12 protein-coding genes are annotated in these 13,125 nt (G+C 44.4%); 2 read left to right on the forward strand and 10 right to left on the reverse strand.

Annotated elements, in window-relative coordinates:
- Window positions 1-17: 17 nt before the first annotated feature.
- From R7E51_RS17080 to R7E51_RS17115, 8 genes are all read right to left on the reverse strand, one after another.
- Complete coding sequence (locus R7E51_RS17080; protein ID WP_017636094.1) at window positions 18-491, reverse strand: DUF2947 domain-containing protein; 474 nt, start codon at window positions 489-491, stop codon at window positions 18-20.
- A 13-nt stretch (window positions 492-504) separates the two neighbouring features.
- Complete coding sequence (locus tag R7E51_RS17085) at window positions 505-1,092, reverse strand: HD domain-containing protein (protein ID WP_005376917.1); 588 nt, start codon at window positions 1,090-1,092, stop codon at window positions 505-507.
- A gap of 1 nt (window position 1,093) precedes the next feature.
- Window positions 1,094-1,678, reverse strand: a complete 585-nt coding sequence (gene rimJ / locus R7E51_RS17090) for a ribosomal protein S5-alanine N-acetyltransferase (RefSeq protein WP_005388271.1) — start codon at window positions 1,676-1,678, stop codon at window positions 1,094-1,096.
- 36 nt (window positions 1,679-1,714) lie between these two features.
- Window positions 1,715-3,259 (reverse strand): transcriptional regulator TyrR, encoded by a 1,545-nt coding sequence (gene tyrR, locus R7E51_RS17095; RefSeq protein WP_017820442.1) that lies wholly within the window; start codon window positions 3,257-3,259, stop codon window positions 1,715-1,717.
- Window positions 3,260-3,359: 100 nt separating this feature from the next.
- Window positions 3,360-4,400, reverse strand: coding sequence for a YcjF family protein (locus R7E51_RS17100; RefSeq protein WP_005388274.1), 1,041 nt, complete (start codon window positions 4,398-4,400; stop codon window positions 3,360-3,362).
- A complete protein-coding gene (locus R7E51_RS17105; protein WP_064368575.1) occupies window positions 4,397-5,773 on the reverse strand; it encodes a YcjX family protein in 1,377 nt (458 codons plus the stop codon). Before R7E51_RS17105 ends, R7E51_RS17100 begins: the two co-directional genes overlap by 4 nt.
- Before the next feature lie 256 nt (window positions 5,774-6,029).
- Window positions 6,030-6,215: a hypothetical protein gene (locus R7E51_RS17110; RefSeq protein WP_005376906.1), complete on the reverse strand. Its 186-nt coding sequence runs from the start codon at window positions 6,213-6,215 to the stop codon at window positions 6,030-6,032.
- Window positions 6,216-6,389: 174 nt separating this feature from the next.
- Window positions 6,390-7,907, reverse strand: a complete 1,518-nt coding sequence (locus R7E51_RS17115) for a fumarate hydratase (RefSeq protein WP_017636098.1) — start codon at window positions 7,905-7,907, stop codon at window positions 6,390-6,392.
- Window positions 7,908-8,177: 270 nt separating this feature from the next.
- Here R7E51_RS17115 and pabB point away from each other — a divergent pair, with 270 nt between their 5' ends.
- On the forward strand, window positions 8,178-9,542 hold the full coding sequence (gene pabB / locus R7E51_RS17120) for an aminodeoxychorismate synthase component 1 (RefSeq protein WP_054577019.1): 1,365 nt from the start codon (window positions 8,178-8,180) through the stop codon (window positions 9,540-9,542).
- Between the two features lie 365 nt (window positions 9,543-9,907).
- Here pabB and R7E51_RS17125 read toward each other — a convergent pair whose 3' ends face one another.
- Window positions 9,908-11,608 (reverse strand): ATP-binding protein, encoded by a 1,701-nt coding sequence (locus R7E51_RS17125; RefSeq protein WP_206957878.1) that lies wholly within the window; start codon window positions 11,606-11,608, stop codon window positions 9,908-9,910.
- 7 nt (window positions 11,609-11,615) lie between these two features.
- Window positions 11,616-12,155 (reverse strand): heme NO-binding domain-containing protein, encoded by a 540-nt coding sequence (locus R7E51_RS17130; RefSeq protein ID WP_005388282.1) that lies wholly within the window; start codon window positions 12,153-12,155, stop codon window positions 11,616-11,618.
- Window positions 12,156-12,386: 231 nt separating this feature from the next.
- On the opposite strand from R7E51_RS17130, the gene R7E51_RS17135 reads away from it, so the two are divergent.
- Entirely contained in the window at window positions 12,387-12,986 is a 600-nt protein-coding gene (locus R7E51_RS17135; RefSeq protein ID WP_005376901.1) for a CoA pyrophosphatase, read from the forward strand.
- Window positions 12,987-13,125 lie beyond the last annotated feature (139 nt).

Genomic DNA, 13,125 nt, shown 5'->3' on the forward strand with positions numbered 1-13,125 from the left:
CTTTGTTTTATAACTCTTTATTGACGAACACCGAGTTTCACATTGCCTTTTGAATCAAACCAAAGTGCTTGCGAACGGCGACGTCCTATTAGTATCGGACCATCGTCATAAAAGAGAAAGTTCTTCCAGTGCTTTTTAAAAATAGACCATTTCGTTTCGATGACATTGTACTTCTCGTAGCAAAAGTAAACGGTTACATCGTCTTGCCAATCGATATGTGCCTCAGCTTCCGCTGGCATGTCAGGATCATCCGACTCCCACGCAGCCATCCAATCCACAGTTTCAGACCAATTCGCCTCATTCATTGGCCAGTCTTGGGAACTAAGTCTATCCATATCAGGGCTTTGAGCACTGATATTTTCTTTCCAAAATTGTGCTGAGCGGGCTTGGCTCATCGGCTTAATAAAAGCCAAATCTTCTTCTGGCACAGGCATCGACTGATGCGTAAAAATCCATTTTCTTTGGTATTCGTCCAAAGGCAAATAAGACATTCAGTCTCCTTTATTACGATTTCAGCCAACCTTTCTCTGTGGCTTCTTCAATCAACTCTTTCGCTTTGTCCCATAAGGTAACAGAGCCAAATTCAATTCGTTTATTAATGGTAAGTGCTTGTTCGCGTGAGACACCATGTTCCTTCCAACTCTGACCATTATTATGGTAGTTCAAGAGCATTGGAATTAACCGATCGAGTGCTTTTGCATACTTAGCATCATCGGTCTGCGCGGCTTCAAATTCATGCCAAAGCGCCAATAGCTCTTGCTCCTGATCGCTGGGTAACATACCAAACAAGCGCTCTGCGGCTCTGATTTCTTTTTCTGCTTGCTCTTGAGACGCAGCAGTATCATAAACAAAGGTATCGCCCGCGTCGATCTCTACTACGTCATGTATCAATAACATTTTCATCACTCGGCAAATATCAACAGGTGCATTCGCATGCTCTTCCATCAATATTGCCATCAGTGCGACATGCCAACTATGCTCACCACTATTTTCGAGGCGCCCTTCAGCACTTTTAACTCGAGTTCGGCGCAAAATGCTTTTGAGTTTATCGAGCTCGATTACAAGTGCTAACTGCTTTTCCAATCGTTCCATACTATCGTCCTTCTGGCTGCCAATTCGGATTAATAAGCGACGTTAGGACGTGGTCTTGCCACTCACCATTAATCAAAAGGTAATCTTTTGCATACCCTTCTCGGTTGAACCCTACATGCTCTAACACAGATTCACTACGTTTATTGTGAGGCATGTAGCCAGCTTGAATACGATGCAGTTTCTGGACATTAAACATGTAGTCGCAAGCCATGGTTAATCCACGACGCATATAACCATGCCCTTGCGCTTTTTCAGCGAGAGAATATCCGACGTTACAAGAATAAAAAGGGAAACGACTCAAACTACTAAAGGATATCGTACCTAGCATTTCACCCGAAGAGGCTCTGACTAAAAGGCAATAATACCCCAATCCCATTCGATGCAGCTCATTGAGCTTGATAAGCTTTTGCAACCAACCGTTCACTGAGAAAAAAGCCTCTTCACGTTTCGGTTCAAACGGTTTCAGGTATTCTCGGTTCGCTTGAAAATATTCGGCAATCATATCTGCGTCACCGATTTCAGCGGTACGAAGAAGCAAGTCACCGTCCAACTTATGAACGGCGATAGATGAGCTGTTATCTTCCATTACAAATGATTAATTCCGTCTTTTCGTTCAATTCGATTAATTCTTACGTATACCGTAATCACGCAGTTTATTAGCGATTGAGGTATGCGATACATTCAAGCGCTTAGCAAGCTTGCGGCTTGATGGGAATGACTGATACAAACGTTCCAGAACTTGAGATTCATAATCACGCATGATCTCATCCAAAGAACCGTCGATGTTAAGCGTTGCACTACCAGCGCCGACTGACTGAGGCTGAGGTAAATTGAAGTGATCCGCGTTTAGTATATCACCATCCATTTCCGTGAGCGCTCGAAGAACCATGTTATCCAGCTGGCGCATGTTTCCTGGCCACTGATAATTTGCAAGGGCATCAACTAGACCATCATCAAACTCTGGCTTATCAATCCCAAGCTGTTGAGCATGTTTCGCCACAAACAACTCAAGCAATGGTGCAACGTCGTTTGAGCGCTTACGTAACGGAGGAATGCTGAGCGTAAGTACGTTGAGACGATAATACAAATCTTCACGGAACATTCCTGCTTCAGAAAGCTCGGCAAGGTTATGTTTTGTTGAAGCGATGATACGAACATCGACATGCATCTCATCTTCTGCACCGACACGACGGAAATTCCCATCCTGTAGAAAACGTAACAGCTTGATTTGAAGGTGCGAACTCATTTCACCGATTTCATCAAGAAATACCGTGCCGCCATTTGCTTGCTCAAAGATGCCTTTGTGGCCTTGTTCATGATTGAATGAACCCGGCGCATGACCAAAAAGTTCGGTTTCTGCTACATCGTCAGGCATCGAAGCACAACTCAAAACTAGGAATGGCTTGCTCGCGCGGCTAGAACGGCTGTGGCAAGCTTTAGCAAGCATTTCTTTACCAGTCCCCGTTTCGCCCTCAATCAACAATGGTTGGTCAAGCACAGACAGCTTTTTAGCTTGGTTCATTAGTGCTTTATGACGGTTCGATATACCAACAAAGTGCTCAAAACCCAGAGGATTATGCAGCGGTAGTGCTTCTTCAATTCTGGCAACTTGCTGACTAGAGCGAATCGTCATTAGAGTACTCGCTAGAGTCGAGTTTTGCGCTTCGTCTCGGATATAAACGGGCATCAACTCTAGAACATAGTCCAAGCCATCAATCACAAGGTTTTCCCGCGTTCGACCATTAACACCTTCAGACCAACGAGAGAAACGAACACTTGGTAACAAAGCACCGATTTGAGTACCAATCACTTCTTGCTTGTGAAGGCCAAGCAATGAAAGTGCAGACATGTTTGCCATGTCTACGGCACCTTTAAGATCAATGGCAAAAACCGGATCGGGCAAGTTATCAACTAACGAGAGCAGCTCCGTATTGTGGCGCTCCATCGGCATAAACTGGATTTTACGTACGTCTTTCACCCCCGGAATACGGCGGATTTCAGCCATCAGCTCACTAAACGTATCAAAATCAATATCTGGGCAATTCAAATAGATAATACCGCTAATATCGATTTCGATACCACGCAAGTCGATGCTTTTAGACGCTAAAATATCGAGCAGTTCTCGGGTCAAGCCGAGTCGATCTTCACATAAGACTTCAAGACGCACTTAAAATATCCCAATTCACAACTGTCAGGAAAAGTTGACAGTAGTTTCTATCATGCTTGGAATGGCGTCAAGCAATCCTATCCATCAAAGTTGATATTCGTTACGGTTTCATCGTAATTGATGCAACTTTCGCCGCCACTGCCTTGCGTATGGTGCCCAACTTAACCTGACGGTCAGGATACCAGGGTAGTGGACGCAATAAGGTCATCGCTTTCAAGCCCAAACGTGCCGTTAGAATACCAACACCTAGTCCCTGCCCTGCACGAGCAGAAACTTTGCCAGCAAGATCCATCGACATCAAATCCATACTGGCATCAATAGCGAGCTCACTGGCTCCAGCCGCCGCCATATTGACAAATACCGCTCTTAGTAACTTGATGCGAGAGGCATAACCTAGCTCTACCCCATATACTTTGGAGAGGTTGTCGATCATTTTGAAATTTCGCCACGCCACCAGCAACATATCAGCGGCAGCCAGAGGGCTCACGGCGACTAGGGCCGCACACTCGGTTGCGTGCTGTGATACGATTTTCGTTGCCAACTTGTCTTGTTGGCTCACCACCATCGAGTCATACATATCAAGAATTTCAGCGTCACTATGAGCAGGGTTAATACTGTTCTGCCAACGATCAAAGCCCGGATTCTCTGCCATCACACCACTTTGTTCTGCTACGGTTTCGCAAAAGGCTTTCCCTTTCCCAACGCTCTCACTATTAACAAGTGCTTCTGCTTCTTCTTGAACACTAAAATGATTTCGTAGTTTTCGCAGTTTCCAAAGCTCTTTACCCATAGCTCCTAAACCAAGCGAAGCGATCGCAGCAATAAACCCCGTCCAGCTTAAGGCCAGCCAATCAGAAGCCTGAATTGCGGTTATAACCGAGTCCACCGCTTGCCAGCCAACCAAACCAGCAAAAGTTGCAAATGCGCCAGTCGCGAGCCATTTTCTGCCCGATTTTGGACGAATGACATGCTCGAGTTGCAATTCCTGTTCGGTCTCCTGGTGCGCTTCTTTAACTTCAACAGGTACAAATGTTTCTTTTTCGCCGAATGTTTGCTGCGCCGTCAACTCCGGTTGATTCGATTGCTGCTCTTTTTCCATTACCTTTTCAGAGAAAACTTGTTTTTGCTTCAACTCACTCATTTCAATTTATCTCCAATCAGGTAATCCAGTGCTTTGTCTAAGCGTATGTGCTTCACTGGCTCATCATTCGGTGAGGGCATCGGACGAAACGACGTAAAATCAAACCCGTTGTTTTGCCAATAAGCTGCATTTGGTAGCTTTTTCGGCACCTCTCCGGGAAACATAGTCATCGGCTCACCACCCAATGTTGTTCCTTGTAACGCCGGGATGGTCTTATCTCCAGAGGAAATAAACCCCGTCGTGGTTGCTTGGATGGAAGCGATACTCATGCAGCTCATCTCAATATTCTCGTAGGCTGCCGTTTGCCATGCTGGATGCACCATTTGTTGGAGCAGAGACACCAAATTTGGGTGCTGATCGGGCGTGATATGATCCGCTTTTGTAGCAGCAAACAACACTTTGTCGATTTTTGGTGAGAACAAACGACGCAAAAAGCTACTACGACCATAACGGAAGCTATGCATGATCTGTTCTAGCGCTTGGCGCATGTCGTAAAACGCTTCATCACCAGCATTGAGAGGCTGCAAACAATCCACCAGTACAATCTGGCGATCGAAGGTCGCAAAATGATGCTTATAAAACGCTTTCACTACTTTCTGTTGGTATTCCTGAAAACGGGCTTCTAGCATCGCTAAGTTACTGCCCTTGGACGCTTTGCTTTCCGAATCAACGCGACACGGGAAAAACTGTAGTACCGGCGCACCTGCTAGTTCACCAGGTAATACAAAGCGGCCAGGCTGAACCCAATGAAGGCCAACGTCTTTACAAGCATGAAGGTACTCGGTGTATGTGTGTGCAACTTTCTCAAGTAGTTTCTCATTCACTTCTGCAAAGAGATCCACTTTCTCCAGTTCAGAAAGCCAAGCTTTGGCTAAATCGCCACGCTGGCCTTTAAGTGCATCAAACTGAGTTTGCGACCACGTTGCAAAGTCCATGTCCAATAAAGGCAGGTCGAGCAACCACTCTCCTGGATAGTCGATAATATCAACATTTAAAATTGCGGTTTTACTCAACAGCTTTTTCGTAGTTTTATTTGGTTTGTACTTGAGCGCTAAGCGAATCTCACTCACATCACGTGTCGGTACTGGCCACTGAGGTGGAGTGGCATGAATTTGGCTCATCGCCTCATCGTAAGCAAAGCGTGGCACCATCATATTCGATTGAGGCTCACGCTTCGCCCCAATAAGGCGCTTATCTCTAGCCGCAGTCAAAAGAGGCAAATTGTCATGGGTTGCAGTATGAAGAAGCTGATTCACTAATGACGTGATGAATGCCGTCTTACCGGCACGAGAAAGTCCGGTGACAGCAATTCGAACATTAGAGTCCATACCTCTGTTGATAAAGTCATTAACTTCTTTCTTTATTCTCTTCATTACGCTTCTTTATCTTACTCCACTTTAAAACAACGTTGTCAGCGACTTCGAATTTCGATCTATGAATACTGTTCTATCCCGAATTCTATGAGTTTAACTTTATATACCTTAATAAAAGATGAACAAAACATCCGGCTTGATGCTGTATTAAAAAAAGAAAAGCCCCTGAGTGGTTCAGAGGCTTACTTAATCTACAGCATTAGTAACTCTATATGCGCTGATTACTATGTTAAACAGGAACCCGCTTTCTTTAAGCCTAGTCGTCTTCGATCAACTTATAGATAACAAATAGAGCGATTTCCAAAATCAACCACAACACACATGTGATGGTTACGTACTTTTCATCAAAGATGCTGATACCGTGAAGAATCAAGTCATAGCCAACAAAGCCACCTATCACTACAGCAAGAATAATTTGTAGAATCTGAATAAAACGAGGCATGCCGTCTCCTAATTATTGTTCGCATAACGTTTGATTGCTATGCCTAAAGGTTTATATCCTTAATTATATAGACAAAAAGTGCAGGTTTCGCTGCACTTTTGTCAATTGTTTGCTAGGTAAATCAGCACCTTGTCACATTCTCTCTACTGAGACGCAGCAAGATTGCCCTTTGCCTTATGCTTCCATCTCTTGAATTTTCACTTTCCAAGTGTCTGGACCGATTTGGTGCGCGTTAACACCATTTGAGTCGACAGCCACTGTTACTGGCATATCTTCAACTTCAAATTCGTAAATCGCTTCCATACCTAAATCTTCAAATGCGACAACGCGAGCTTTCTTGATCGCTTTCGCCACCAAGTACGCAGCGCCACCGACAGCCATTAGGTAAACCGCTTTGTGATTCTTGATAGATTCAACCGTTGCAGGGCCACGCTCAGCTTTACCGATCATGCCCATGATGCCTGTTTTTTCTAGCATCATATCGGTGAATTTATCCATACGCGTTGATGTTGTTGGGCCAGCAGGACCAACGACTTCATCACCAACTGCATCGACAGGGCCTACGTAGTAAATAAACTTACCGTTTAGATCTACGCCTTCAGGTAGACCTTCGCCATTATCTAGCATGCCTTGAATACGTTTATGCGCAGCATCACGACCAGTCAGAATTTTACCTGATAGAAGAACCGTTTCGCCTGTCTTCCACTCTTGTACTTCTTCTTTAGTAATTGTGTCTAAGTTTACGCGACGCGTATTTTCGCCCGCTTCCCAAGTAATGTCTGGCCAATCTTCTAGTTTAGGTGGTATTAGCTCTGCTGGGCCGCTACCATCAAGCGTGAAGTGTACGTGACGAGTCGCCGCACAGTTCGGGATCAAACAAACAGGCTTAGAAGCCGCGTGCGTTGGCGCAGTTTTGATTTTAACGTCGACAACAGTCGTCAAACCGCCAAGACCTTGCGCACCGATACCAAGTTTGTTCACGCGATTGAAGATATCCAAACGAAGCTCTTCTTCTGCGTTTTGTGGGCCACGGTCAATAAGCTCTTGAATATCGATGTGTTCCATTAGAGATTCTTTTGCCAATACCGCTGCTTTTTCAGCCGTACCGCCGATACCAATGCCAAGCATGCCAGGAGGACACCAGCCCGCCCCCATTGTTGGTAGCGTTTTTTCTACCCACTCAGCAATATCGTCAGATGGGTTTAGCATCACCATCTTAGTTTTGTTTTCGCTACCGCCGCCCTTCGCAGCGATCTGAATTTCAACTTTATCGCCCGGAACCATGTTGATATGTACGACGGCAGGCGTGTTGTCTTTGGTATTAATACGTTTACCAGCAGGGTCCATAAGTACTGACGCACGCAACGGGTTATCAGGGTTCGTGTACGCTTGTCGAACACCTTCATCTACCATCTGCTGAACCGTCATGTCGGTCGAATCCCATTGCACGCCCATACCGATGTTGACGAAACACGTCACAATACCAGTATCCTGACAAATTGGACGGTGACCTTCTGCGGACATTCGGGAGTTAATTAGGATCTGAGCAATCGCGTCTTTCGCGGCTTGACTCTCTTCGCGGTGATAGGCTTTTTCAAGAGCTTGAACAAAGTCTAGCGGGTGGTAGTAAGAAATATACTGTAGCGCATCAGCGACACTGCTGATCACATCCTGCTTGCGTATTACCGTCATTACATGCCTCGTTATAGTTATGCTTCCATTATTGGCTTGGCTTCAATCGTGTTTGTTAAGCTTATTGCTCTTTTGAGCTTCGTTTTTTATAAACAATTGTCGAACGGCTGATATCGACACACGAAATGCTGAAGTTGCCTACTTGTAAACCATCTCAAAACCCTATGAATAGAGGGAGTTTGGCTACACAGAGGAATATGATACTCTTGCTGCCCATGACATGCCATGCAGTGAACGATCTCTTTGTCACAAATTACACAAATGAACAACATGGACAATCAATTCATTGATTTTAAAGCGTTGGAATACGCACCAGAGTTTGCTCTTCACCTTTTTTCTCGCATTCAACACCTACCTTGGGCGATGTTGCTGCGTTCTGCATCAAAAACGCATATCGATAGCCGCTTCGATGTGTTGGTCGCCAACCCGATTGCAACGTTAGAAACCACTGCCGACAACACACAAGTTGAAACGCCATCGAATGCCTATTCAACTCAAGATGACCCATTCACGCTGCTTCATCAATTGCAAGAACAGTGGCTTCCTCACGTAGAGTTAAATAAAGAATTGGATTTGCCTTTTGTTGGTGGTGCGCTCGGTTACTTCAGTTACGATTTAGGTCGCCGCGTAGAAACGATGCCAGAAGTGGCAGAAAAAGATCTCAACACGCCGGATATGGCGGTAGGTCTGTATGAATGGGCCGTTGTTGTTGACCACAAGCTTAAAAAAGCATGCCTAGTTGGTCAGAATATCGAGCAAGCTTGGCAGTGGTTAAACGAGCAAAAAGCAGAACAAACCGTTGACTTCGCTTTGTCTGGTGCTTGGCAGTCAAACATGACGAAAGAGAGCTACGCTACTCGCTTTGACAAGGTGCAAGAATACTTGTTGAGCGGTGACTGTTATCAGATCAATTTGGCGCAGCGCTTTAACGCACCGTATCAAGGCAGCGAGTGGCAAGCGTATCTGAAATTGGAGTCCGCCAACCAAGCGCCATTCTCAGCGTTTATCCGTATGCCTGAGTCTTCGATTTTGAGTATCTCTCCAGAGCGCTTTTTAGAGCTCAAAGATCGCGTCATTGAAACAAAACCAATCAAAGGTACTCGCCCACGCAGCGAAGATCCAACGAAAGATAACGCTAATGCCCATGACTTGCAGACAGCGGAAAAAGATCAGGCAGAAAACCTGATGATTGTCGATTTGCTGCGTAATGATATTGGTCGAGTTGCATCACCGGGTAGCGTCCACGTGCCAAAGTTGTTCGATATTGAAAGCTTCCCTGCCGTGCATCATTTGGTGAGCACCATTCGTGCAAATTTGGATGAACAATACGCTCCTGCGGATTTGCTGCGAGCGTGTTTTCCAGGCGGTTCAATTACGGGCGCACCTAAAGTTCGCGCAATGCAGATCATTGAAGAACTGGAGCCGCATCGACGCAGCGCGTATTGCGGCAGTATTGGCTACATTTCACGCCATGGTCGTATGGACACCAGCATTACTATCCGAACTCTTGTAGCGGAACAAAACAAACTTTACGCTTGGGCTGGCGGCGGCGTCGTGGCAGATAGCGATTGCGCCTCTGAGTATCAAGAAACGTTGGACAAGCTTTCAAAGATTTTACCAGCGCTGCAATCGTAGATTTCAACCGCGGACAACGTCGCTTTAATGCTATTGACGAAAACAATCTAAAATGCCTCCAGAACGGATAATGCCGCTCGTTTAACAGCGAGTGGCATATTTCTGTATCTCATCACCCTGCACAGCGACGAAAGAGCGTGATACAGGTTCTTCTATTCAAGCACTTTGTGGTCAAATTTGTTTCATTACCCGCTCATCGTGCTGCTACTAGATTCTCAGTATCGCCAAGGCTCGCTAGAATAACCCAAAAAACATCGTTAAATGATCGACATTATCCAGCGTGGTGCGTTTTTTGTGTGCTTTATTTGCATGTACTTTAGCTTTTAGCCGTTGGCCAACAAAAATTCTTTTTTAAAAGGCAGCGTCTACTGCTCAAGCCACTTACACATAATCTGTTCAATATCGGTTGCGGTGTACGGCTTAGTGAGGATGTCGTCCATGCCTGAATCAATACACTTTTGACGCTCTTCGATGGTAGTGCCAGCGGTTAATGCAATAATAGGATGAGTAAAGCCACGCTCTCTCAGATACATCGTCGCCTCATAGCCATCCATTTCTGGCATTCGGCAGTCCATGAATATCAGTTCGTAGTCTTTACTTTTCACCGCTTCTAATGCTTCTTTGCCGTTGGCTTTTAAATCAGGTGTGATGTCGAGTTTTTTCAGCATTTGAGTAACAATGACTTGATTCATTCTGATGTCATCAACCACTAATATTGAGCGTCCTGCTAAATCGCTTCGCTCTATGGTGACCAATTCCCCCTCTGCTGTGCCTTGTGCTTGCCCTTCCTCAAGAGGAATAGCAACTTTAAAAGTTGTCCCTTTGCGCTCTTCACTTTCAAAGCTAATTTGACCTTGCATCAAATCCACAAGGTTTTTACAAATCGCGAGACCTAAACCTGAACCTTCAAAGCTGCGTTTCGCCGAGCGATCAACTTGGACAAATGGATCAAATAGTGACGGCTGTGCTTTTATTGGGATGCCAATACCAGTGTCTTCAACCTCAAAATAAGCCGTGCCGTTAAGCCATTCCACCCGTAACACGACGCCACCCAAGTGAGTAAACTTAATCGCGTTTCCCACCAAGTTAACCAAAATTTGTGTAATGCGCTCTAAGTCACCGACTAAAAATTCTGGAATCCCCAGCTTTTTGTCGATAGAGAAATGGATGCGTTTTTCAGCAGCCTTAGCTGCAAATACACCCATGATGGCTTTTTCAAGCTCCTCCCAGGCAAAAACTTTATGTATGATTTCCATCATACCGGCATTCATCTTACTGAAATCAAGAAGATCATTAATGATAACTCTCAATAAGTCCCCTGATTGAGTCAAATTGCTCAAGTATTGACGCTGCTCTTCTTCTAATTGGGTTCGACTCAATAACTCCGCACTACCCAATACGCCATTGAGAGGAGTTCGCAGCTCATGGTTAATCATGGCGACAAACTCCTTCGTCGCTTTTTCTGATTCCTCAGCCCGCTTTCTCAGCTCGACCTCTCGCTCTAAACTTAAGTGTCGACCAATAACACCATGAACTAAGTCAGACACGAGCTCCATCTGTTTGGAAATAAAAGACTGATCGATTTGATCTTGCAACACAGAGAAAATCAACTCCCCAACCGTTTCCCCATCAATGATAACTGGCAAATGCAAATTCTCTCCCTGCCAATTAGGAGAGGTTAAAATCTCGTTGTTATGACGAAGCTGTAAGTGACCAAAGTGATGACGACGTAATGAGCTCAGCTTTGCAGCGTCAAGAAACAAGTAAGCCGCAGAAATGATCGAGTTAGAAGTGAGCTGCTCAATAAAGCTCGCTATCATTGCTTCATCGAACGTGCTCGATAAAAAAGTACGACCGAACTTAATCAACGTGGCATCAATTTGCTCTTCAAACTCAAACTTACGAAGATCCTTTTTAGATTTCAGCTCTAGCTTTTTCAATGCAACACTGAGTTGCTGGTTGGATTCATATAACTCTAAGCTTTTCTGTTCCAACAGCTGCTCAGCTGCTTTTCTTGATGCAACTTCTCGTTTGAGTTTCCTTTCTAATGAGGAACTTCCCGTCATATCGTTCTTATTGAGCCTCTAACCAAAAACGTACTTTGCTGCCATCTTCTGACTGGTTTTGATGTTTGATATGAACTACCTCACCAAAATGTGCAGCACAGCCTTTTATCAATCCTAAGCATACGTGAGACATACATCTTGCGCTGTGGTAGTCAAATACCAATTGGGATTGGTTTTCACTAATGAAATCAAATTGCGGAGGGTTAGCATCAGGATAAAGCTTCTTAACTTCGACATGAATAAAGTCTTCAACATGGCGAACAAATTGAAACGTCGTTTCACACTGTTGTAAACTGGCGTGACTAGGAATGGAGCGAAGTAAATTCAAAAAGACGCACTCTCCAAACACCTCTTGTAGTTGCTCGGGCGGAACACCAGATACTTTACTGAGATTCACGATCAACTTAACTAAGTCTTTGTGATCGTAACTACCAACAGCGGTGTAAACACCTTCATCGTTAGAAAGATCGAGAACTTGGTCTAACACATCAAGACCGAATTTCTCTTCTACTAACTCCATGAACTCGGTGAAAATAATCCCTTTCATTGGCCAATACTTGCCCTATAGTGACGTCCTAAAATAAAGAATGGTGTATAACCTTATAAGTTTCAAATTAATATGTTCAAGCAGAGTGAGACACACAACACAAAGAGGGAAAGTGCTGGCGAGTGCTTTAATGCGAATGTTTTATTTGGTAACCAGTAACGATAACGCCATACGCTTTGCCGTCTTTGAGTATAATAAATAATGGTTAGGCACGATAAATAAGGACTCAGTTTGGTTATCGACAAAACTCATTTACTACAGAACTTTCAATTTCGGCTTCCAACGGGCTACCACAAAGAGTCCCTTGCACGACTGAAATGGATGAAAGAAAAGTCCCTGAGAGATGCGGCAGTCTTAATCGGTTTTGTGGAACGCGATGACGGGTTACAAGTCATTCTGACTAAGCGTGCAGCCCACTTACGCCATCATCCGGGACAAATCAGCTTTCCCGGTGGCAAATATGAGCAGGAAGATATTCAGCTCGTGAATACCGCTTTAAGGGAAACCAAAGAAGAAGTTGGGATAGAAGATGAGCATATTCATGTGTTTGGTCAACTGCCTACACTACCAACGATTAGTCAATTTAATGTGACACCTTTTTTGGCTTTTGTTTCTCCGGAATATAAAACGCATATTGACCCAAATGAAGTAGAGTCAGTTTTTGAGGTTCCTGCCAACCATATTCTGAACCCCAAAAAATTGTATAGCACCAAATTTGACCTAAAAAGAAGCAGTCATCGTGTATTTGCTATCCCATATAGACAGCATTTCATCTGGGGCATGACGGCACAAATTATCGAATCAATGCAAAAACATATTATTTCACATTAAACAGTTGTTGATATCGGTGCTTTTATAGGCGCGATCATTATGCGCATCAATATTAATAAAACGTTGCTTCATAAACATTCATTCACATTAGATTAATTTTCCATTTTCACCGCAAACGCTTGCGGTGAAATAAATTTAT

Origin of the sequence: Vibrio sp. Vb1166, assembly GCF_033338695.1 — a bacterium.
In the GTDB taxonomy this organism is placed as follows: Bacteria; Pseudomonadota; Gammaproteobacteria; order Enterobacterales; family Vibrionaceae; genus Vibrio; species Vibrio alginolyticus.